Here is a 22,406-nt window from a genome sequence, read left to right as displayed (position 1 = left end):
GCCTCGAACGACCGCCGACAGCGGCATCCGGACATTGATCAGTTCGTGAGCGTGTTAGGGAGATGATCTCCCACGTGACCGACCCAGATCTTGCCGGTGGCGCCGCCCGAGTCGTCGTGGAAATGGATGCGTGGCGCGGGGACGCCGCCCTTGCGGAGCTTGATGTGCGCTTCCATGAGCACTCTGCCCGACGGGTGCACCTCCTCGGGGACGGCGAAGGTGCGGCTCGTGCTGTACTTGCCGTTGGTGTTCACCGTCTTGGATTCGCTCATGGCCACCGTGCCGGCGGGGATGGTGAGATCCGCGGCGCTCATGCACCATTGCAGAAACCCTCCGGCGAACTCTCCCGAAGACCTGGCCTTGGCGAACGCGTCCAAGGCGCGGAGGGCGTCCCAGGTCTTGGCGGCCCAGACCCGGGAGAGCGTCGGATAGGCAAGGTCCAGCTTCGTCGCCGCCGTGTCGGTGTCCCCGATCACCACATGGCCGAGGGTCTCGCGGGCCATGTTCAGGCCGTCCATCAGGCTGGTCGGCTCGAAGTCGGGTTCCTCGGCGGACACGCCGTAAGCGGGCTGGCCGGACTCGGCCAGTCTCTTCTCCAGCCAACGCACGCGTTTTCCGAGCTTGCGCGTGTTCGCCACAGCTTCGGCGTACTCGTTCTGCAGGATCTCCTGCTCGGCGCGGAGCCGCTCCATCTCGGCCGCGAGCCGGTCGCTCTCGCCTTCGGCCTCGGCGAGCAGGGCCTCCCCTGCCGCCTGGGCATGCAGTTCCTCACTGCGTTGCCGGTCGAGAACGACCTCGCGCAGCCCGTCGACGTGCGCTCCGAGTGTCCGCATCTGACGCAGCAGGTGCCCGCTCTCCGAGCCGTTTCCGCCGGCCTGGGCCGCGAGGTCGAGCGCCGCCTCCAACTCGCCGTGTAATTCCTTGACCACGGCTGCGGCGACCGTCTGGGCGAGCGCGCCCACGTCGAAGACCGGCTCGGGCCGGCGGTCGACCGGTTGCTGCGCGCGGGACTGTTCCGGCTCCGGGCCCACGGTCTCATCGGCGGAGGCGGGCGAGTCCACGCCGGCCGGCGAACTGACAGGGGCGACCGCGTCGACGGTGGCGAGCGAGTGGACGGGGGCGGGACCGGGCGCCGCGACCGGCGCGGGACGCACCGTCAGCGCCATCAACCTGCGGCGCAGTTCCTCCTTTTGGTCCTGGTTCACGATGAGTCGTGGCGCGACGGCGTCATGGATATCGGATGGTTCGGCCTTGCCGGCAAGGATCCGGGAGACGATCCGGTAGGCGCGCTGGACGTCGTCGGGAAGCGTGCGGCGGGCCGTCTGGCCGATGACTCCCCCCGCCACCACGTTGAGAGCCCGATCTCCCTGTGAGCGCAGCGTGCCGCCCCCCATCGGCAGGTGCCGAAAAGGATAGCTCTCCGTCTTCGGATCGAAAGGCGCCACGTAGGTGCGGAGGCCCCCGCCGAACACTTCAAGGTCCGGGCCGAGCGCCTCGTTGAACCGGCGCTGGGCGCCCCCGTCGGCGAAACGCACCACCACGCCGGCACCGGCGGTCGCCGCGGCGAGGTAGTCCGCCCTGGCCGTGACGGCCGCAGGGTCCTGCGGGTCGACGGACATGACGACCACCGGCACCCGGCGCTCGCGTTGGCACAGGGTGTCGATCAGCCGGCCGACGTCGTACTCGTCCAGGACGTCCGGCGCGTCCGTCAGATGGACGGTTCCGTCGCTGATCCGCTCGCTGCGTAAATACGCCGGAACGAACCCGGGAGCGTGACCATCCCCGCCCGCACCGTCTTCCTCCACCGTGACGACGACCCACCCCGCCAGCCCGGGGATGGGCTCGTGGTAGGTGACCCGGGTACGCAGCAACGCTCCCTCGAGCGACTCTTCGACGACGTACCGGCCGCAGTCACCCCTTCGTTCCACGCGGACCCGCGTGCCGTCCACGTCAAAGGCTTGCAGCGGCTTGCCGGCGTCGGGAAACGGCAGCCCTTTACCGACGAGCCACTGCCCGAGGGTACGGCGGAGCCGAAGGGAGATCGGCGCAGCCTTGTCACGGAGGACCGCCTGGTACAGGCGAGTGGGGTTCGAGGGCATAAGGGTGCACGCTATCCAGACATGGTCCCGACATAGCTGCCGAACGAAATACGTCAGCAAGCCCCGACTGCGTCTATCGTATGTGAATTCACTACACGGCGGACTGCGCCTCCAGCGCTACGCTTTCGTTCCTCAGTCCCGTGAATCCCGCTTGAGCTTGGCACAGAAGGCGCGGCCGAAAGGGGGTATTCACGGAGATTGCTTCGGCCCGATGCCGCTCAGTGCGACTTCGCCCGCCTCGCCCATTCGCTGGTTCGAACCACCCGCACCGCACGCCGCCTGAGAACGGCGAGTGGGTCCCGCCGGCGCTCCGGCGGCACCCACTCGTCCGATCGCGGGTAGGCGGGATGGCCAAGGCCGCGTGAGCCGGCCGGGGTGGGGCCGGGTCACGCGGGTGAGTCAGGCGGGGGTGGTGAAGGTGTAGGTTCCCGCGCCGAGGTGGTAGGTGGCGGCGCCCTGGTCGTAGCCCATCGGGACCGCCTGGGGCGGGGCCGTGACCGCGGTGGCGGACGCCGCCGGCACCCGGACGGTGGCCGTGGCGTTGGCGGGGATCTCCACGCGCAGCGTCAGCGTGCCGCCGCTGACGGACCAGTCGCTGAGCGCCCGGCCGTACACCGTCTGCAGGTCGGACCTGCCGGAGGTGAGGCCGCCGCCGGGCCGGGGCGCGATGGTGAGGCGCCGGTAACCGGGATCGGCGCTGTCGGCGCCGAGGCCGCCCACCGAGCGGTACAGCCAGTCGCCCACGGAGCCCAGACCGTAGTGGTTGAAGGAGTTCATTCCGGCGTCCTGGAGCGAGCCGTCGGTCCGGATGCCGTCCCAGCGCTCCCAGATCGTCGTGGCGCCGCGGCTGTTCATGTAGCCCCAGCCGGGATAGCCGGGCTGGAGCAGGATCTGGTAGGCCGTGTCGAGGTGGCCGTGGTCGGCGAGCGCGGGGAGCAGGTTCTCGACGCCGAGGAAGCCGACGCTGAGGTGACCCCCGCTCGCCGCGACCTTGGCCGCCAGCTTGTCGGCGACCGCCTGCGTCCGGCCGCCGGGCACGAGGTCGAATGCCAGGGCCAGGACGTAGCCGGTCTGGGTGTTCCCCGACACGGTTCCGTCGGCCGCGACGAACCGGGTCGTGAACGCCTGCGCCACCTGGTCGGCGAGGGTGCCGTAGGAGGCGGCGTCGGACGGGCGGCCGGTCGCCGCGGCCATCTGCGCGAGCAGGCGGGCGCTGTGCCCGAAGAAGGCCGTGGAGATCAGGTCGTTGGCGGTGTTGTCGTTGACGTTGAGCCAGTCCCCGTAGGTGTCCCGGTTGCGGATGAGGTCGGCTCCGGCCGTGCTCCTGGAGTAGTCGACCCAGCGCTTCATGGACGTGTAGTGCTCGTCGACCACGCGGAGGTCGCCGTAGCGCTGCCACAGGGTGTAGGGGACGATGACGCCCGCGTCGGCCCAGCCGGCCTTCCCGGCGCCGCAGCACACGTCCGGGGCCACGTCGGTGAAGGCGCCGTCGGCGTGCTGGGCGTCGGCCAGGTCGTCGGCGAACTTGTCCAGCAGCCCGTGGACGTCGAAGTTGAACGTGGAGGTGGCGGCGAAGATGCCGATGTCCCCGGTCCAGCCGAGCCGCTCGTCACGCTGGGGGCAGTCGGTGGGCACCGAGAGCATGTTGGAGCGCGCGCCCCACAGGATGTTGTGCTGGAGCTGGTTGACCAGCGCGTTGGAGGAGGTGAAGGTGCCGGTCGCCGCGCCGTCGGTCCACGCGGCGAGGCCGGTGAGGCTGGCGGTGGTGGGCGTGCCGGGGAAGCCGGTCAGCTCGACGTAGCGGTAGCCGTGCACGGTGAACCGCGGCTCGTACACCTCGTCGGCGCCGGTGCCGGCGAGGGTGAAGCGGTCGGTCGCCCGTGCCGCGCGCAGGTTGGCGGTGTAGATGGTGCCGTCGGCGTTGAGGATCTCGGCGTGGCGCAGGGTCACCGTGGTGCCGGCCGGGCCGCGCACCCGCAGCCGGTTCCACCCCGCGAAGTTCTGCCCCAGGTCGACGACCCAAACGCCGGGCTTGGGCTGGGTGACCGACGTGGGCGTGATGCTCGCCTGGACGGCGACGCCGGGGTCGATCGCGGCCACCAGACGAGGCTTGGCGCCGGCGCGAACCGTGGCCGCCGCCCACCCCGCGTCGCTGTAGCCGGCGGTGTCCCAGCCCGTGCGGGCGGCCCGCGCGTCGTACTCCTCGCCGTGGTAGAGGTCGTCCGCGGTGATCGGGCCGGGGGCGGTGCGCCACGACGTGTCGGTGCGGAGGGTCTGCGTGGTGCCGTCGGTGAAGCGCACGCGCAGCTGGGCGGAGTACCACGGCTGGGTGCCGTACCTCTGGCTTCCGGCGAACCCGATGGAGCCGGAGTACCAGCCGTGGCCGAGCAGCGCGCCGATGGCGTTGTCACCCTGGCGGACCATCGTGGTCACGTCGTAGGTGCGGTAGGTGAGGCGCTTGTTGTAGTCGGTCCAGCCGGGCGCGAGCGCCTCGGTGCCGACCTTGGCGCCGTTGATCCGCGTCTCGTGCAACCCCAGCGCCGTGACCATCAGCCGGGCCTCGGCCACCGCCTTGCTCAGCGTGAAGCCCTTGCGGACGTACGGCGCGGGCTCCGCCACCGAGACGTTCGTGCCCCAGGGGCCGGAGCCGTAGGCGGCGTCCACGTGGGCCGCCGGCCATGCCGAATCGTTGAAGGCAGGGTCCTGCCAGCCGGAGGCGACCGTCTGCGCCGCCTTCCACGCGGCGTCGGTGACGATCCTGGTGCGGCCTGCCCCGGCGACGTCGACCTCCAGGGCGGCGATGACGCCCGCCGGGGAGACGGTGGTGTTCTGCGCGGCGATGGCGACGGTGTTGGATCCGGCTCGCAGGCGGGCCGTGACGTCGACGACGGCGGCCGACTTCCAGGAGTCGACGCCGCGCGGAGAGGAGTGGACCTGCGTGCCGTTGACCCATACGTCGGCGGTGTCGTCACCGGTCACGGTGAGCGTCGCCCGGGTGACCGTCCCGGCGGGCGGCGTGAACGAGCGCCGGAAGTAGCGCGTGGCCTGCGGGGCGCTCGACGCGGGATCGCCCTCGGGGTACCAGATCCAGCTCGCCCCGCTCAGGGAGGGAGCGGTGGGCGACGCGCCGATGAAGTCGGCCTGCCACTCGGCCGAGGGATCCAGCAGTCCGGTCTCGAACCACGTGACCGGCCCCCAGCCGCCCGCCCGGCCCTGGGTGTCCCACACCCGCACCCGCCAGTGGTAGCGGGTGCCGGACGCCAGGGCCCGGCCGCCGTAGACCGCGTCGAGGGAACGGCCGCCGACCACCCGTCCGCTGTCCCACAGGTCACCCGTGCCGGCCTGCGCGCCGGCGGACGTCGAGGCCACGATGATCTGGTAGGCCGCCTGTGCCTGCTCGCCCTGGCCGCCGGTGAGCCTCCACCCGAACCGCGGCAGGGCCGCGTCGACGCCGATGGGCGTCGTCCGGCGCTCGGTCGTGGGCGCGGCGACGGTCAGCGGCGAGGGGGTGGAGAGGTCGGGGGCGGCCACGGCGCCCCACGGAGCGATGCCGTACGTGCCCGAGACGGCGGCGGCGGGCCAGGAGCCGTCGGCGAAGGCCGGCTGGATCCACCCGGGGGTCGCCGTGGCGGAGGCCTTCCACGCGGCGTCGGTGACCAGGTCGGCGGTACCGCCCGCGGTGGTCACCCTCAGCCGGCCGACGACTCCCGCAGGGCTCGTCGTGGTGTTGCGTGCCGCGACGGCGAGGGTGTTGGATCCGGCGCGGAGGGCGGAGGCCAGGTCGACGTAGAGGGCCCGCCGCCAGGAGTCGGTCTGGCGCGGTGAGCCGGCCAGCGGCACGCCGTTGAGCCAGACGTCGATCGTGTCGTCGCCCGTGACGACGAGGTGGGCGTCGCTGACGGCGCCGGACGGCACGGTGAACGTGCGCCGCAGGTAGCGGGTGCCCACGGGCGCGGACTGGCTCGGGTTCCCTTCGGGGTACCAGATCCACGAGGCGCCGTCCAGGGAGACCGGAGCGGCGGCTTCGGCCTTGGCGGTGGCGGGCCCGGCGGCGGGGGTCCAGCCGAGCAGGAGCAGGGCCATGGTCAGAACGACGGCGGTGAGCGCGCGGGACCGCGGACGAGCGGATGGGGGGGTCATACCGGCTCTCCTGAAGATCCGTGGGGGTACGGAACAGATGATCGGCGCTGGTAAAACGGTTTAAGCTGTTAGGGCGTCTGGAATGCCGGGTTCGCATTCGGGGTCGCACGGTCGGTGGACGGGTCGCAAGGCCCTGACGTCACATCGCGCGGTTCTCGCGGGTCGGACCGCGCCACTCGGGCATCACGTCGGGAACGCCGGCCGCGCGAGCCACAGGCTCGCCGGGGGCAGGCGCTTTAAAAACGTTTTAATAGCAAGGGATAATTGAAAGGACGATAAAACAGCGCCCTGGCGCCGTCAATAGGAGATCGGCGGAGCCGAGGCGGCATCGTCCCGCTCCTTGCTCGCGGCCCCGGCGCGGCGAGGTCGAGCCGGACGTGGTAGGGGGCCCGGGCGTCGTACGGGCTCTGACGCGGGAGGGGTGGCGGCACGGGGGCTGTCGCCGCCCCGCCTGACCTGCTCGAATGCCGTGCCACTGTGAAGCGTACCGTGGTAGGTACTGACTGCTCGGCTGTCCGGGGCGACGTGGGGATGCTCTCGCCGGGGGCGTGGGGGACGCCGGGGCTAGGGGGCGGGCATGACTCTCGACAGCACGCCGAAGGTGCTCGCGGAGCGCGCGAGGTTCATCGACGACCGCCTGGGGGCGGGTACGTGGTTCAAGCGGAACCTCCGCAAGGTCTTCCCTGACCACTGGTCGTTCCTGCTCGGTGAGATCGCGCTCTACTCGTTCATCATCCTGCTGCTCACCGGTACGTTCCTGACGTTCTGGTTCAGGCCCAGCATGGGCGAGGTCGTCTACAGCGGCTCCTACCAGCCGCTGATGGGCGTGCGGATGTCCGAGGCCTACGCCTCCACGCTGCACATCAGCTTCGACGTGCGCGGCGGCCTGCTGATCCGGCAGATCCACCACTGGGCGGCGCTGCTGTTCGTCGCGGGCATGATGGTGCACATGCTCCGCGTGTTCTTCACCGGGGCCTACCGCAAGCCGCGTGAGCTCAACTGGACCATCGGCGTGCTGCTGCTCATCCTCGCCCTCGCCGAAGGCCTGACCGGGTACTCCCTGCCGGACGACCTGCTCTCGGGCGCCGGGCTGCGCATCACCCAGGGGGTGTTGATCGGGATCCCGGTGGTGGGCACGTACCTCTCGTTCTTCCTGTTCGGCGGCGAGTACCCCGGGGAGGATGTGATCGGACGGTTCTTCACCATCCACATCCTGCTGATCCCCGGCCTGCTGCTGGCGCTGATCTCCGCCCACCTCATGCTGATGTGGGTGCAGAAGCACACGCAGATGCCGGGCAAGGGCCGCACCGATACCAACGTGGTCGGCGCGCCGTTCTACCCCGCCTTCATGATCAAGTCGGGTGCGTACTTCCTGTTCACGTTCGGCGCCCTGGCGCTGCTGGGGACGCTCGCCCAGATCAACCCGATCTGGCTGTTCGGCCCGTACAGCCCGGCCGACATCTCCGCGGGTTCGCAGCCCGACTTCTACATGGGCTTCCTGGAGGGTTCACTGCGGCTCATGCCGTCCTGGGAGATCAACGTCCTGGGACACACGATCCCGCTGAGCGTGATCATCCCGGCTCTGCTGCCCATGGGGATCATCTTCACCGGCCTGCTGCTGTACCCGCTCGCCGAACAATGGATCACCGGGGACGAACGCGAACATCACCTGTGCGACCGGCCCCGCAACAACCCGCACCGGACCTCGATCGGCGTCGCGGCGATCATGTTCTACACGCTGCTGATGGTGATGGGCGCCAATGACCTGGTCTCGAAGACGTTCCACATCCCGCTGTACACCACCACCGAGGCCGGGCGGGTGCTGATCTTCCTCGGACCGGCGCTCGCGTACTTCGTCACCTACCGCGTCTGCGTCGGCCTGCAGCGCAGGGATCTGGAGATGTTGGTCCACGGTGTGGAGTCGGGTGTCATCAAGCGCCTGCCCAACGGTGAGTACGTCGAGGTTCACGTACCTCCGACGGAGGATCTGGCGGAGCTGGTGAGGGGGAAGAAGTCCATCCCCGCCATCCCGGCCGCCTCGGACGGCCTGCCTCCGGACGTCATGCGGCACCCACTCGGCCGGCTGCGGGCCAAGCTCAGCGACACCTACGCGAGGGAGAGCGAGGCCTTCTCCCTGGAGGCACCCGAGGACGGGCATGAGCGTCCGGCGGAGGAGATCCACGGCTCCTCCGCGGCGGGCCGCCGGAGCCGGTGACGGCGGCCATCCAGCCCTGACGGCAGGCGACGGTCGTCCATCGGGATCAACTTGATGAAATATCAGCGCGTCGACGAGAACGGCGGAAGACCGTGTGAAAAATCTGGTCGGGCGCGGAAGCCGATTTCCTTCCGCGCCCGATGGGCCGGCCCCCTTTCGGGCGCCCACGGTTTCACTCGTGGTCGCGCCAGGAGTGTCGCGGGGTGAAGCCGAGCGCCTCGCGGGCGCTGTCGATGGCGAGGAGGGTTTCGAACCCTGCCAGGTCGCGCCGGATCTCCACGTCGGGAAAGACCTCCTTCATCAGGTCGGCGGACGGGCGGTTCATCACGGTGTCCGCGGCGGCGATGATGAAGCTTCGGGCGCCCTCGATAGGAGCCTCCAGGGCGAGGCGGCAGGACGCGGCGGCGTCGCGGGTGTCGATGTAGCCCCACAGGTTCCACTTGCGGAGGAGTGGGTCCTCCCAGTAGGCGGGAAAGGCCTTGTAGTCGTCCGGGCCGAGGATGTTGGAGAAGCGCAGGGCCACGAACGCGATGCCGGACCACTGGGCGACGTGCTCCGCCAGAGTCTCCGTGACGACCTTGGACAGCGCGTACGTCGAGGTCGGGACGGGGTAGTGGTCCTCGTCGACGGGGGCGTAGCGCGGCGGCGCGTCGAACGGCAGTCCGAGCGTGGTCTCGCTGGAGGCCCAGACGACCCGGCCGATCTTCAGCTGCGCGGCAGCCAGGAAGACGTTCGAGTTCATCACCGTGTTGCTGTTGAACGTCTCGGAGGGGGTGTGGATCCCCGGCGCCGGGATGTTGGCCAGGTGGACGACGGCGTCGACGCCGTGCAGGACCTCCACCGCCTGCCCGTACTGGGTCAGATCGGCCAGCAGCACCTGAGCCCCTAGGTCGGAGGGCCCCGGCCTGACGTCGGTCGCCACGACCTCGTAGCCATGGTCGAGCAGGTCCCGCACGACGGCCCGCCCTAGCTTGCCGCTCGCCCCGGTCACGCAGATCTTCGCCATCGTTCCTCCTGCGGTGAGCAGATCCGTGGAGCTATATCCGTCTATGGACACTTTCGCAGAGGTATTTGGTGGCTCGTCCGCCCCCTGTGTTCGTCGCGGCCGCCGGTTGGATCAGGCGCTGCGCGCAGGGGTGCGGAACACCTGGCGGCCGTGCCCTTCGACGTTGGCGTCGTCCACGGAGCCGAGGCCCGGCGGTGGAAATCTTCCACGGAGGTGACACGCGCCGGGAAACGGCGCGGAAGCAGTTCGCGGCGTCGGGCAGCATGTCCAACATATGCGACTTGTGCACTGAGTTCACGCATGCTTTACTGAGGCAGGCCGCCCCCCCTGATCGCTTCCCCCTTCACCAGGAGTTTCGTCATGCACGTCTCCGCTCATCTGGACCTCGACGTGGTCCCGCTCGATCAGGACGGCGAGGTCACCGTCCTGGTGCAGATCACCGCCCCGCGACCCAAGCCCTCAGCGACCCGGCGGCCCGCCACTTTGCAGATCGTCCTCGACCGGAGCGGCTCCATGGCCGGAGGGCGCCTCGACGGCGCCAAGCGCGCGTTGCTCTCCCTGGTGGACCGGCTCGACCCGGCCGACGACTTCGGCCTGGTCAGCTTCGACGACACCGCCCGGGTGGATCTGCCCGCCGGGCCGCTGACGGACAAGAAGGGCGCCAAGCACGCGATCGCCGCACTCCGCCCGGGAAACCAGACCGACCTGTCCAGCGGGTTGCTGCGCGGCATCCAGGAGGCCCATCGGGCGGCGGGCGATCGGGGCGCCACGCTGCTGCTGATCTCCGACGGACACGCCAACATGGGCACCACCGACCCCGTGAAGCTGGGGCAGGTGGCGATGGCGGCCCATCGCCATGGTGTCTCGACCACGACCCTCGGCTACGGCCTCGACTACGACGAGAGGCTCATGGCCGCCATCGCCGACGGCGGGGCCGGCAGCGCCTTGCACGCGGAGGACCCTGACACCGCGGGAAGGCTCATCGCCGGTGAGGTCGACGGCCTGCTCGCCAAGGTCACCCAGGCCCTCTCCCTCGCCGTCACCCCTCGTCACCCTGTCAGCTCCGTTCTGCTGTACGGCGGCCTGCCTTCGAACAGGCTGCCGAACGGCGCGATCATGGCCGAGCTCGGCGACCTCTACGCGGGCGAGACGCGCAAGACCCTCCTGCGGCTACTCGTTCCGGCCATCTCGCGGCTGGGTCCGGCGACGATCGCGGACCTCGTCTTCACCTACGTGGAAGCCGCGACGCTCACCACCTACACCGTCACCGTCCCGGTGAGCGTGAACGTGGTACCGGGGGACGAGGCTGCCGGCCGGGTTCCCGACCTGACCGTCCGGGCGGAGCGCCTCTTCCAGGAGGCGCAGGACGCCAAACGCCAGGCCTCCGAGGCCCTGCTGAACGGCGACCTCGCCAGGGCGGAGGAGGTGCTCAACTCCGCCGGAGACGAGCTGGAGAAGAACCTGTCCTGGGCGCCCAACTCCGACGAACTGTCGGCCGAGGCACGGCAACTGCGCCGGTACGCCCGGGATTCGTACCAGGACCCCAACCGTGTGTCCAAGGAAGCCCTCGCCAACTGGCACCGCACGACCCGCAAGCGCGGCCGGCCCTCCCCCGAACCCGACGCCCCTTCCAGTGACCCGTCCGACGAGCGCTGACAGCGCAGGACACCTTCTTCCAGGAGAACAGACATGTTGCGCCGCCTGATCACCATGCTCACCCTGTCCGCCCTCGCGTTCACCACCGCCGGCATCGGCGCGACCACCGCCCACGCCGATACGAGGTACAGCGGCGAGGGCGACGAGGTGGTGCGCATCCGCACCACCAAGCAGCCCGGCCTCATCCAGTTCACGCATGACGGAGAGGCGAACTTCATCGTCTACACGATCAAGCCGAACGGCAGGAAGGACGACCTGCTGGTCAACGAGATCGGCCCTTACGGGGGCACCGTTCTCTACAACGCCTACGCGAGCAACGGGACCGCCGGTCTCGCCATCACGGCGGACGGCGCGTGGACCGCGACCTTCAAGCCGCTGTCCAAGGCCCGCTGCTGGTGCTCGGCGACGCTGCGCGGCAAGGGGGACCAGGTCCTCAAGCTCTCCCCCACCAAGGGGCTCCGCACGATGCGCGCCGCCCACGGCGGCGAGTCGAACTTCATCGTGTACGGTTACACGCGCGTCGGGTCCTACCCCGAGCTGCTCGTCAACGAGATCGGCGCGTACAAGGGCAAGGTGCTGCTGCCCACCGGCACCCGCCTGGTCACCGTCAAGGCCGACGGCGCCTGGACGATGGTCCGCCGCTGACGCACGACGCCGGCGCGGCCTGGCGCCGCCGAAGTCGCGCGAAGGCACCTGTTACACCGTTCTCTTCGCCGTCGGACCGCCTGAAGCGCTTGGTCCCCGGAGCGCTCCGGGAGGGGTCGCCACGTGAATCCCGTACACGTGTTCGGCCCCGCGATCTGGACGCGCCGCCTCCTACGCTACGTTTGCATCTACACAGGAGGTGCCGGCGTGGGAAGCGCCGGGTGCGGAGGACCGGGAGGCCGGCGATGGGCGGAGACGGGGCGACCGTCACCTCGGCCGACATCGCGCGCATGGCGGGTGTCGGGCGGGCGGCCGTGAGCAACTGGCGGCGGCGCTACGAGGACTTCCCCGAACCCGTCGGCGGGACACCGACCAGCCCCACCTTCGCGCTCAAGGAGGTGGAGGCGTGGCTGCTCGGCCAGGGCAAGGTAGAGGAACTGCCCCTCGCCGAACGGGTCTGGCAGCAGATCAGGATGGCCGCGGACGATCTCGGCCTCGGTGACGTGGTCGCCGAGGCCACCGAGTTGCTGCGGGGCGTGGGCACGCCCCGTTCGGTGCCGCGGCCCGCGTGGAAGCTCCTCCAGCAGTTCGCCGCGGAACACGACCCCGCGGAGGCGAGCCGGTTTCTGCTCGACCGCTACGCCGATGTGCATTCCCGGCGGCTGGGCGAGACACCCGCCGAAGTCGCGCGGTTCATGGCGAACCTGGCCGGCCCGGACGTCAGTACGGTCATGGATCCGGCCTGCGGACTCGGAGTGCTCCTGGCGACGATGAACGAGGCGGAACACGCCTACGGGCAGGAGTGCGACCCCGCGCTCGCGCGGCTGGCCCAGACGCGTCTGTCCCTGGCCGAGGTCGACGGCGTGGTCAGGACGGGCGACTCGCTCCGTGAGGACGCCTGGCCGGGCCTGCTCGTGGACGCGGTGGTGTGCCATCCGCCGTTCAACGAACGCAACTGGGGATACGAGGAGCTGGCGAGCGATCCGCGCTGGGAGTACGGGCTGCCACCCAAGTCGGAGTCGGAGCTGGCGTGGGTGCAGCACGCGCTCGCCCACGTGCGGCCCGGCGGCGTCGCGGTCATGCTGATGCCGGAGATCGCCGCCAACCGGCGATCCGGCCGCCGGATACGCAGCAACCTGCTTCGCCGCGGCGCCGTCCAGGCGGTGATCGGGCTCCCGCCGAAGATGGCCCCGGGCTCCGGCCTGCCCGTGCACATATGGGTGCTGCGCAAGCCGGCCGGTGACGGCCGCACGCCGTCGCGCGTGCTGATGTCCATGGCGGAGCCGGCCACGTTCGACACCGTCGTCGAGCGATGGCGGGACTTCCAGGAGGACCCGGACCGCGTTCTGGACCTGCCCGGCGAGAGCCGTACCGTACCGATCATCGATCTGATCGACGAGGACATCGACGTCGGCCCGGCGCGGCATGTGGGGGTGGCGGACGCGACGGCGGGCGACTACCCCGCGGTCCGCGCCGATTTCCTGGGCCGCCTCGAACGCCTCGCGGCGCTGGTGCCGGACGCGCTCCCCGGCCGTCCCCGGGACATGCCGATGGTCCCGCTCACCGAACTGGAACGCACGGGCGCGCTCACCGTCCATCAGGCCGGCCGGTACGACCTGGACGGCACGGGTGAGCCCGTGCTGGAGGCCGGTCACCTGTTCGCGGGAGGGCCTGCCACGAACCGCACACGGCCGGAGAACAGGATCGCGATCCTGCCGGGTGACGTGGTGATCGCGACGCGCGACCGGGAGGTGGCGGCCCGGGTCGCGGAGGAGACCGGCCTGCTGCTCGGGCCGCGCCTCACCCTTCTCAGGCCCGATCCGGAGCGTCTCGATCCGTACTTCCTCGCGGGGTTCGTCCGCGGCTCGACGGTGCCGACAGGGGGCACTCAATCGGGGCTGACGCGATTCGACGCCCGGCGTGCCCAGGTGCCCCGGCTTCCGCTGAGCGAGCAGCGCAGGTACGGAGAGGCGTTCCGTGACCTTTTCACCTTCGAGGCGGAGCTACGCGGGGTGAACGGGTCCGGTCAGGTGGCCGCCGCCTCCGTCCTGCTCGGACTCACCACCGGTGTGCTGAATCCCGGGTCACCGGGCTGACCGCCACGCCCCTGTCATCGAGGTCGGTCGTCGAAGGGCGCGAACGCGATCTGCGGGCAGGTCGACAAGGTTCGGGCGGGGTGCTGGGGGGCGCGGATCCTGTCGGTGGGGTCTGGTAGATGTGGGCCATGGGCGTGAGTGTCGATGAGTTCCTGGGGATGTTGGACGAGCTTCCCGAGGTGAAGCAGAGCGACGGGGGTGAGTGGGTCGCGCTGAAGGTGCGGGGTAAGGGATTCGGGTACCTGTGGGAGAAGACCGAGACGGTGGGGCTGAAGGCGACGATCGAGGAGCAGATCGCGCTGGTGGCCGAGCGGCCCGACGTGTTCGAGGCGCAGTTCACCGCCGGGCGGTTCGGGTGGGTCGTGGTGCATCTGACGAAGATCGAGCCGGACGAGCTGTTGGAGCTGGTCACCGAGGCGTGGTGCCTGACGGCTCCCAAGAATCTGGTCGACGCCCACGAGGCCGGTCGCGCCTCTCCCTAGACACCCCGATCCCCGGACACACCGGCACGGCGCGCGCCGGTGCGGGTGCCACGCGGGGCCGCGCGGCGTCCGGCCTTGACCCCTTCCGGCACGCGCTGGAGGATCGGCGTCGTCCGTGCGGCAAGGCCGCGAGGCTTCTACCGGAAGGCGCGCGATGATTCACGCCGAAAGCGAGACCCGGTCCTCCGACAACGCCCGCGACGGCGTGGGGATGACGATCGTCGCCATCCGCCCGCTCGCCAAGGTCGAGACGAGCGCCGTCAGCGCCGTCAGCTCCAACTGATCCCGCCGGAGGAGATCGTGGACCCGTTCCACCGGCTTCGTGCCGCCGAAGGAGAGACCCTTCCCGTCGCCGATTACCAGGACGAGTTCGACCGGGTCTTCGCCGCCGCGACCGACACCATCTGGAAGCTCGAACGCGCGCAGGACTTCCACGAAGGCGACCTGGAGAGCTGGCGGGCCATGACGGACGGCGACTGGCCGCGCGCGCTGGCGTTGCAGGAGGAGTTCCGCGCGCCGCTGACGCGGATGTACGCCGAGCGCCCGGAGTTCCGCCGGCTGCGCGTCGTCGAGACGCCCGTCACGCCCTACCTGCAGTGGGAGGTGCACTTCCTGGCGTTGCGGGTCGCGGCGGGCGAGCGCGTCCGGGTCGTCCCCGCCGAGGCGGTGCGCGAGTTCGAGGCGGACGGCCCGCTGCCGGAGCTCGTGATCTTCTCGCCCACGCTGTGCTACGAGGTGCTGTACGACGAGATCGGCGCCCACACGGGGGCGCGCAGGCTCACCGACCCCGAGACGGTCGGCCCATGCCTGGACGCCCTCGCCCGCCTCTACGACCAGGGCGAGGAACTGATGGAGTACCATACCCGCGAGATACTCCCGCTGCCGCCGCCGTAGCGGTTCCTCTGGCCTCGCTCCGCTCGGCCGGTTCGGGGCGCCCTGGAGTCGGCGCCCCGATCACTGGTTCATGGCCGCGCCTGCGGCATAGCGGTTCGGGACGCCTATGAGTCGGCGTTCCCGAACACCTCAGGAGGCGTCGAGGCGGGCCACCTCGTCCGCGGACAGGTGGAGGTCGGCCGCGGCGACCGAGTCGCGGATGGTCTCCGGGCGTGAGGCGCCGGGGATCGGGATGACGACGGGCGACTTGGCGAGCATCCAGGCGAGGGTCACCCGGTGCGGGCTCACCCCGTGGGCCTCGGCGATCTCGGCGAAGGCGCCGAACCGCGACCCGAGCCGCCCGGCCTGGCGGATGCCGCCGAACGGGCTCCACGGCAGGAAGGCGATGCCCAGCTCGTCGCACAGGTCGAGCTCCGGCTCGCTGGAGCGGAACGCCGGGGAGAACTGGTTCTGCACACTGGCCAGCCGTCCGCCCAGGATCTCGCGCGCCTGCCGAATCTGGGCCGGGTCGGCGTTGGAGATGCCCGCGAGGCGGATCTTCCCCGCGTCCAGCAGGTCGCGGATGGCGCCCACCGACTCCTCGTACGGAACCCGCGGGTCGGGCCGGTGGAACTGGTAGAGGCCGATGGCCTCGACGCCGAGCCGCTTGAGCGACGCCTCGCAGGCCTGCTTGATGTAGTCGGGCGAGCCGTTCAGCGTCCACGTGCCGTCGCCGGGGCGCAGGTGACCACCCTTGGTGGCGACCAGGACGTCCGAGGTGTCGCCGCCGTAGGAGGCGAGGGCGCGGGCGATGAGCGTCTCGTTGTGGCCGACCTCGTCCGCGTGAAGGTGGTAGGCGTCGGCGGTGTCGATCAGCGTCACGCCGGCGTCCAGGGCGGCGTGGATGGTCGCGATCGAACGGCTCTCGTCCTCGGGGCGCCCTTCGATGGACATGGGCATGCCGCCGAGCCCGACGGCACCGACCTGGACATCGCCGATACGGCGAGTCTGCATGAGAACTCCTCCTCCGCCAGGATCACCTTCAACTCGTTCGCCCTCAGTCAACCGCCTCGGCGACTAGCCCGTCTAATCGATCAACGGCGGCGAGAGATCCGAGGCGTCACAAGAGCAGGCGGATCGCGGCGACGACGGTGAGGGCCACGGTCACGCGCTCGAACCACGTCCGGTCGATGCGGCCGATCAGCAGACGGCCCGCCGCGGCGCCGACGAGCACGGCGGGTGCCGTCACCGCGGCGAACGCGAGGGTGGCCGGGGTGACGAGGTCGAGGGCGACGCTGAACGGCACCTTGAACGCGTTGATCGTCAGGAAGAACCACGCGCTGGTGCCGAGGAAGTTCAGAACCGGCAGGCCCGCCGCGAGCAGGTATATCGCCATGATGGGGCCCGCCGCGTTGGCCGTCATCGTGGCGAACCCGGCGAAGACGCCCGCCAGCGCCGCCACCGCGCGGTTGTGGGCGACGGAGTTCTCGGGGCCGCGGCGGCGGTTCCACAGGTGGGCGGTGACGACCACCAGGAGGATCGTGCCGATCAGCCGTCTCATCTGCGCGTCGTCCACCCAGCGGACGACGACGGCCCCGCCCACCACGCCCGCGGCCACCCACGGGAACAGCCGCAGCAGCCTCGGCCAGTCCGCGTGCCGGCGGTAGGAGGCGACGGCCACGACGTCGCCGACCAGGAGCAGCGGCAGCAACATGCCCGTCGAGATCTTCGTCGGCAGCACGAGCGCGAACAGCGCGATGGCCACGGTGCCCGCCCCGGAGACCCCGGTCTTGGAGAAGCCGACGAGGACCAGCGAGAAGACGAGGATCGCCCACTGTGTGAGATCGAGAGACGGCATCAGCCTCGTCCGGAGGCGCGCCATGGCCACCGACCAGCCGACGGGCGCATGGCGACCTTTCGCTCGGTGCCGAACATCAGACGTTCGTCGGCGGGTTGGTAAGGGGGAACACCAGCGCAAATCTGAACAGAAAGATCATAGCTCGTAATTCACCCGCCGAAGCGGTCGAGGGAGGCCGGTCAGCCGGCCGCGCCCGGCGACCCACGCCGAAGTCCGATACCGATCGGCGAACCCGCGGACAGGCGAGTGAGGCGCGGATATTCGACCCTGCCCGGCGCCCTGCGGCTTCCCGGTCGTATGCGCTTGCCGGGATTCTCTTCCGGCGATCGACACGGAACCGCCGTTTTTCATACCAAGAAGTAGATATGGCGTGGAGTATGCCGGATTTCGGATGCGAGCAACCCCGTGATCCCAGGTGGCAGGCCATCGAGGCGCGGTGGGGTGCCATAAGCGTGAAGCCGGAATCCAGGCACAACACTGCCCGGCCATATAGCTTTACCACTCCAGAAATACAAGTCAAGACATTGATTAGCCCACATATGCATGGAATATCGAATATATCCCCGCGAGTAACGCACGGAGGAGCATCAAGGTGAAAATCCCCCCGATCACCTCACGAGTCCCACGAGCCACCGGTCGTCTGGCAGTGGCGCTGGGAGTCGCCCTCGCCGTGGTCGCGACGGGCGCCGCCCCGGCCACCGCGGCCCCCGCTCCCACCCCCGTCAAGGACGCCGCCACCCGGGCCGTCGAGCCGGACGGCAAGGTCCCGGGCGGTTTCACGTCCTGGAAGGACCTGCTGGCCACCCAGGAGAAGCTGGTCAAGGCCGCCGACCGCCTCACCGCCGCCGTCAGGACGCAGGGCGGCGCCGGGTTCGCCGGCATCGTCGCCGCGCCGGAGAACCGCGAACTGCGCGTCTACTGGAAGGGGGCCGTCCCCGAACGCATCGGCGACCTCGTGGGCCGGCTGCGGCGCGACGTCCCGGTCAGCGTCCTGCCCGCGGCCTACTCGGCCCGCGAGCTGGAGAGCGAGACGAACCGCCTCGGCCGCGCCTCCGGAAGCGCGGTCACCTCGATCGCGCCGAACCCCGACGGCTCTGGCCTGACGGTCTCGGGCGCCGACTACGGCGAGACCCGCTCGAAGGTCGCCGGCTCGGCGGTGCCGGTCACCGTGGAGGCCGGCGTCACGCCGGCCCCGGCCGCCCGCTGGAACGACGACGCGCCCTGGCTGGGCGGCGCGGCCTGGCGCAACGCCTCGACCGGGCTCGGCTGCTCGACGGGCTTCGCGGTCACCGCCGGCGGGGCGAGCTGGATGCTGTCCGCGGCCCACTGCGGCAGCGTCGGGCAGACGGCCACCGACCCGACCGGCCAGGTGATCGGCCCGATCGCCTACGCCGACGTCAGGCGCGACGTGATGCTGATCCGCGCCGGCACCGCGGGCCGCGTCTACAACAACGACCCCGCCGCCACGCCGCCGGAGTACAGCAACCCGGTCGCCGGCACCTCTTCCACCTACGTGGGCATGTGGCTCTGCACCTCCGGCGCCTACTCGGGCACCATCTGCCTGTGCCAGGTGAAGATGACCAACGTCACGATCTACCTTGCCCGGGACGTGCTCTATGGCATGGCCCTCATCGAGAATTCGACCCGCAAGAACGCGGCCGGCCAGGGCGACAGCGGCGGCCCTGTGGAGACTCCCGAACCGTCCGGCACCACCCGGCAGTACGCCGTGGGGGTCATCTCCCTCATCGACACCAGCGCCCAGGTCCCGTGCACCGGCTATGTCACCACCGGCCGCATCTGCTCCTGGCGGCTGTACTACGCGCCGTGGAGCAACGCGACCACCGCGTTCCCGGGGATCGCCATCGCGACCGGCTGAAGAACCAGGCGAGAGGCCGCCGACGCGCGCGGGGACGGGGACGTCGTCTCACCGGTGGGCCGTGCCTCCCCGTCGGGGGAGGCACGGCGCCGAAGGACTGCCTCCGAGGTGGTCGTCCGTCCGTCGCGACCCGGTTCGTCGGCCGCGGGGCCCGGAAACTCGGGGATTGACGACCTTCACGGGGACGGGTAGCTTCCCGAATTGATAGGAAACTTTCCTATCTGAAACCTCCCTGACGAGGGGATTTCACGCTCGCTTGGGGGGTCGTGCATGTAGCACGCGCTTGGGGGGACACGCACGCCTGTCTGCTCCGCTAGAGAGGAAGCCTGATGTCCCGTCTCCGTTCATGGAGAGCAGTCGCCGTGGCGGTCGTGTACGCGGCCGCCACGGCCGGCATGGCGGCGGTCGGCGCCCCCGCCGCCAACGCCGCCGCGTCGCTGTCGGCCAAGTTCACCGCCTCGGACCGCGGCAGTTGGTGGCAGGGCGTCTACGAGGTGAAGAACGCGGGCGACACCGCCGCCACCACGTGGACGCTGGAGTTCGACCTCGCCTCCGGCCAGTCCATGGGCAACTGGTGGAACGGCACGCCGACGGTGAGCGGCGGCCATGTCACGGTGAGACCCTCCAGTGCCAACGCCAACGTCCCGCCGGGCGGCACCACGGGGACCAACAGCTTCGGCTTCGTCGGAATGGGCCCGTCCACTCCCCCGGCGAACTGCAAGATCAACGGAAACCCGTGTGAGGGCGGGACGACCCCGGACACCCCGCCGACCGCGCCCGGCAGGCCGTCGGCGACGCCGTCCCTCACCAGCGTGGCGCTGACCTGGGCGGCGTCCACCGACGACAAGGGCGTCGCCTCCTACGACGTCTACCAGGGCGCCGCCAAGGTGACGACGGTCACCGGCCCCTCGGCCACGGTCACCGGCCTCACCCCGGACACCGACTACACCTTCGCCGTCAAGGCGCGCGACACCGCGGGCCAGGAGTCCGCCGCCTCCCCCGCCACGACGGTGCGGACGCTGCGCGAGGAGGTCCCGGACACGCAGGCGCCCACCACGCCCGGCACGCCGTCCTCCACAGGCAAGAGCGCCTCCAGCGTGACGTTGCAGTGGGGCGCCTCCACCGACAACCGGGGCGTCACCGCGTACGAGGTCTACAACGGCGACGCGCTCGCGGCGACGGTCACCGGGACGCCGCCCGCCACCACCACGACGGCCGGCAACCTGGCCGCCGACACCGAGTACACCTTCAAGGTGCGCGCCAAGGACGCCGCCGGCAACCAGTCGGCGTTCTCCGGCACCGTCACCGTGCGGACCGACAAGCAGCCCACCGACCAGTCGGCCTGCCGTCCCGACGGGCTGTACCAGTCGCCCGGCGTGACCGGCGTCCCGTACTGCACCGTGTACGACACCAACGGCCGCGAGAAGATGGGGGCCGACCACCCGCGCCGTGTGGTCGGATACTTCACCTCCTGGCGGACCGGCAAGAACGGCGCCCCGGCGTACCTCGCCAAGGACATCCCCTGGGACAAGATCACCCACATCAACTACGCGTTCGGGCACATCGACGGCCAGGGCAAGGTCTCGGTCGGCACCCCGGGGCCGAACAACGCGTCCGTCGGCATGGAATGGCCCGGGGTCCCCGGCGCGGAGATGGACCCCGCGTATCCGTACAAGGGCCACTTCAACCAGCTCAACAAGTTCAAGAAGCAGCACCCCAACGTGAGGACGCTGCTGTCGGTGGGCGGCTGGGCCGAGACCGGCGGCTACCTCGACGACAACGGCAACCGGCAGGCCAGCGGCGGCTTCTACACGATGGCCGGCTCGCAGGCGTCCATCAACACCTTCGCCGACTCGGCCGTGAAGTTCCTGCGTGACTACGGCTTCGACGGGCTCGACATCGACTACGAGTACGCGACGTCCGCCCCCAACGCCGGCAACCCGGACGACTTCACCTTCTCCAACCCGCGCCGGGCCACGCTGATGGCCGGGTACGTCAACCTGATGCGCACGCTGCGGCAGAAGCTGGACGCCGCCGCCGCGGCCGACGGCAAGTACTACCTGCTCACCGCCGCCACCAGCGCCTCGGGCTGGATCCTGCGCGGCAGCGAGGCGTACCAGGTCACGCCGTACCTGGACTTCGCCAACATGATGACCTACGACCTGCACGGCGCCTGGAACCAGTTCGTCGGCCCGCTTCAGGCGCTGTACGACGACGGCACCGACGCCGAGATGAAGCACTGGAACGTCTACGGCACCTACAGCGGCATCGGCTACATGAACGGCGACTGGGCGTACCACCACCTGCGCGGCGCGATCCAGTCCGGGCGGATCAACCTCGGCCTCGGCTACTACAGCCGCGGGTGGAAGGGCGTCACCGGCGGCACCGACGGCCTGTGGGGCACCTCCACGCTGCCCGACCAGACCAAGTGCCCGCCCGGCACCGGTGGCACGATCGGCTCCACGGTGCCGTGCGGCGACGGCGCCATCGGCATCGACAACCTCTGGCACGACCTGGACGCGCAGGGCAAGGAGGTCCCGGCCGGAGTCAACCCGGTGTGGCACTTCAAGAACCTGCAGGAGGGCAGGCAGGGCAGCTACATCACCCAGTACGGCCTCACCCCCGACACCGACCCGACCGACCGCGTCTCGGGCACCTACGCGCGCAAGTACTCGGCGTCCATGGTCGCGCCCTGGCTGTGGAACAACGACAAGAAGGTCTTCCTGTCCACCGAGGACGACCAGTCCGTGCAGGCCAAGGCCGACTACGTGGCGAGCAAGGGCCTCGGCGGCATCATGATCTGGGAATTGGCCGGCGACTACGCCTACTACCCGCAGCGTGACGGCGGCCGGGGCGAGTACTTCATCGGCGACACGCTCACCACGAAGATCTACGACACCTTCAGGACGGCCGCGCCGTACGGGAACCTGAAGGCGGGCACGCGGGCGATGCCGGCGCAGACGCTGAACGTGTCGGCCGATCTGTACGGGTACGCGGTGGGCGACGCGAACTACCCGATCTCGCCGAAGCTGAAGTTCACCAACAATTCCACGACCACCATCCCCGGCGGGGCCACGATCGAGTTCGACTACGGCACCTCGGCGCCGGCGACCATGTCCCAGCAGACGGGGTGGACGCTCTCCATCGTGTCCACCGGGCACACCGGGCCCAACGCCGGCGGGCTCAAGGGCGACTTCCACCGGGTCCGGCTGACGGTCCCGACCTGGGAGAGCATCGCCCCCGGCCAGTCCAAGGAGGTCCAGCTCCGCTACGACCTGCCGATCGCGTCCCCGTCCAACTTCACCGTGACGTTCGGCGGGCAGAGCTACCGCCTGTCCACCGACAACCCTCGCTGACCGTCCGCCCACGACCACCGATCGCACCGATCGTCCGTGCCAAGCGCCGCCCGGCCCCCTTCGGCCGGGCGGCGCGCCCCTGGGCGGGCGGAGGGCGGCCTTCC

14 protein-coding genes are annotated in these 22,406 nt (G+C 70.3%); 9 read left to right on the top strand and 5 right to left on the bottom strand.

The window, feature by feature from the left end; all coding sequences use genetic code 11:
- Positions 1-38 precede the first annotated feature (38 nt).
- Both DQ384_RS04340 and DQ384_RS04335 read right to left on the bottom strand, forming a co-directional pair.
- Positions 39-2,159, bottom strand: a complete 2,121-nt coding sequence (locus DQ384_RS04340) for a hypothetical protein (RefSeq protein WP_147268631.1) — start codon at positions 2,157-2,159, stop codon at positions 39-41.
- A 339-nt stretch (positions 2,160-2,498) separates the two neighbouring features.
- A complete protein-coding gene (locus DQ384_RS04335) occupies positions 2,499-6,239 on the bottom strand; it encodes a family 78 glycoside hydrolase catalytic domain (protein ID WP_220182765.1) in 3,741 nt (1,246 codons plus the stop codon).
- Positions 6,240-6,816: 577 nt separating this feature from the next.
- Here DQ384_RS04335 and qcrB point away from each other — a divergent pair.
- On the top strand, positions 6,817-8,454 hold the full coding sequence (gene qcrB / locus DQ384_RS04330; RefSeq protein WP_114027347.1) for a cytochrome bc1 complex cytochrome b subunit: 1,638 nt from the start codon (positions 6,817-6,819) through the stop codon (positions 8,452-8,454).
- Between the two features lie 172 nt (positions 8,455-8,626).
- Here the strand turns inward: qcrB and DQ384_RS04325 are convergent, their stop codons facing one another.
- On the bottom strand, positions 8,627-9,460 hold the full coding sequence (locus DQ384_RS04325) for an NAD-dependent epimerase/dehydratase family protein (RefSeq protein ID WP_114027346.1): 834 nt from the start codon (positions 9,458-9,460) through the stop codon (positions 8,627-8,629).
- Between the two features lie 360 nt (positions 9,461-9,820).
- Here DQ384_RS04325 and DQ384_RS04320 point away from each other — a divergent pair, with 360 nt between their 5' ends.
- The 6 genes from DQ384_RS04320 to DQ384_RS04300 all read left to right on the top strand — a co-directional run bounded on the left by DQ384_RS04320 (position 9,821) and on the right by DQ384_RS04300 (position 15,233).
- Positions 9,821-11,116 (top strand): vWA domain-containing protein, encoded by a 1,296-nt coding sequence (locus tag DQ384_RS04320; protein ID WP_114027345.1) that lies wholly within the window; start codon positions 9,821-9,823, stop codon positions 11,114-11,116.
- A gap of 33 nt (positions 11,117-11,149) precedes the next feature.
- A complete protein-coding gene (locus DQ384_RS04315; protein WP_114027344.1) occupies positions 11,150-11,761 on the top strand; it encodes a hypothetical protein in 612 nt (203 codons plus the stop codon).
- A gap of 245 nt (positions 11,762-12,006) precedes the next feature.
- Complete coding sequence (locus DQ384_RS04310; protein ID WP_114027343.1) at positions 12,007-13,857, top strand: N-6 DNA methylase; 1,851 nt, start codon at positions 12,007-12,009, stop codon at positions 13,855-13,857.
- Between the two features lie 128 nt (positions 13,858-13,985).
- Positions 13,986-14,339: an MmcQ/YjbR family DNA-binding protein gene (locus DQ384_RS04305; protein WP_181871019.1), complete on the top strand. Its 354-nt coding sequence runs from the start codon at positions 13,986-13,988 to the stop codon at positions 14,337-14,339.
- 154 nt (positions 14,340-14,493) lie between these two features.
- On the top strand, positions 14,494-14,622 hold the full coding sequence (locus DQ384_RS43545; protein WP_281274000.1) for a hypothetical protein: 129 nt from the start codon (positions 14,494-14,496) through the stop codon (positions 14,620-14,622).
- A 17-nt stretch (positions 14,623-14,639) separates the two neighbouring features.
- The gene (locus tag DQ384_RS04300) at positions 14,640-15,233 is read left to right on the top strand and encodes a DUF6879 family protein (protein WP_114027341.1); all 594 of its coding nucleotides are present in this window, start codon (positions 14,640-14,642) and stop codon (positions 15,231-15,233) included.
- Between the two features lie 129 nt (positions 15,234-15,362).
- Here DQ384_RS04300 and DQ384_RS04295 read toward each other — a convergent pair whose 3' ends face one another.
- Together DQ384_RS04295 and DQ384_RS04290 are read right to left on the bottom strand one after the other, a co-directional pair.
- Complete coding sequence (locus tag DQ384_RS04295) at positions 15,363-16,226, bottom strand: aldo/keto reductase (protein WP_114027340.1); 864 nt, start codon at positions 16,224-16,226, stop codon at positions 15,363-15,365.
- Positions 16,227-16,332: 106 nt separating this feature from the next.
- Entirely contained in the window at positions 16,333-17,070 is a 738-nt protein-coding gene (locus tag DQ384_RS04290) for a sulfite exporter TauE/SafE family protein (protein ID WP_114027510.1), read from the bottom strand.
- 646 nt (positions 17,071-17,716) lie between these two features.
- Here DQ384_RS04290 and DQ384_RS04285 point away from each other — a divergent pair.
- The gene (locus DQ384_RS04285; protein WP_114027339.1) at positions 17,717-18,946 is read left to right on the top strand and encodes a chymotrypsin family serine protease; all 1,230 of its coding nucleotides are present in this window, start codon (positions 17,717-17,719) and stop codon (positions 18,944-18,946) included.
- Positions 18,947-19,308: 362 nt separating this feature from the next.
- Positions 19,309-22,302: a chitinase C-terminal domain-containing protein gene (locus DQ384_RS04280; protein ID WP_114027338.1), complete on the top strand. Its 2,994-nt coding sequence runs from the start codon at positions 19,309-19,311 to the stop codon at positions 22,300-22,302.
- The last annotated feature ends 104 nt before the right edge of the window (positions 22,303-22,406 follow it).

This window comes from Sphaerisporangium album (assembly GCF_003323745.1).
In the GTDB taxonomy this organism is placed as follows: Bacteria; Actinomycetota; Actinomycetes; order Streptosporangiales; family Streptosporangiaceae; genus Sphaerisporangium; species Sphaerisporangium album.
This window is presented reverse-complemented; position numbering and strand designations above follow the sequence as displayed.

What these genes read in the sequence shown, in the direction of transcription:
- DQ384_RS04335 (WP_220182765.1), bottom strand. Translation starts at nt 6,239, where the DNA reads ATGACCCCCCCATCCGCTCGTCCGCGGTCCCGCGCGCTCACCGCCGTC.
- qcrB (WP_114027347.1), top strand. Translation starts at nt 6,817, where the DNA reads ATGACTCTCGACAGCACGCCGAAGGTGCTCGCGGAGCGCGCGAGGTTC.
- DQ384_RS04325 (WP_114027346.1), bottom strand. Translation starts at nt 9,460, where the DNA reads ATGGCGAAGATCTGCGTGACCGGGGCGAGCGGCAAGCTAGGGCGGGCC.
- DQ384_RS04320 (WP_114027345.1), top strand. Translation starts at nt 9,821, where the DNA reads ATGCACGTCTCCGCTCATCTGGACCTCGACGTGGTCCCGCTCGATCAG.
- DQ384_RS04315 (WP_114027344.1), top strand. Translation starts at nt 11,150, where the DNA reads ATGTTGCGCCGCCTGATCACCATGCTCACCCTGTCCGCCCTCGCGTTC.
- DQ384_RS04310 (WP_114027343.1), top strand. Translation starts at nt 12,007, where the DNA reads ATGGGCGGAGACGGGGCGACCGTCACCTCGGCCGACATCGCGCGCATG.
- DQ384_RS04305 (WP_181871019.1), top strand. Translation starts at nt 13,986, where the DNA reads ATGGGCGTGAGTGTCGATGAGTTCCTGGGGATGTTGGACGAGCTTCCC.
- DQ384_RS43545 (WP_281274000.1), top strand. Translation starts at nt 14,494, where the DNA reads ATGATTCACGCCGAAAGCGAGACCCGGTCCTCCGACAACGCCCGCGAC.
- DQ384_RS04295 (WP_114027340.1), bottom strand. Translation starts at nt 16,226, where the DNA reads ATGCAGACTCGCCGTATCGGCGATGTCCAGGTCGGTGCCGTCGGGCTC.
- DQ384_RS04290 (WP_114027510.1), bottom strand. Translation starts at nt 17,070, where the DNA reads ATGCCGTCTCTCGATCTCACACAGTGGGCGATCCTCGTCTTCTCGCTG.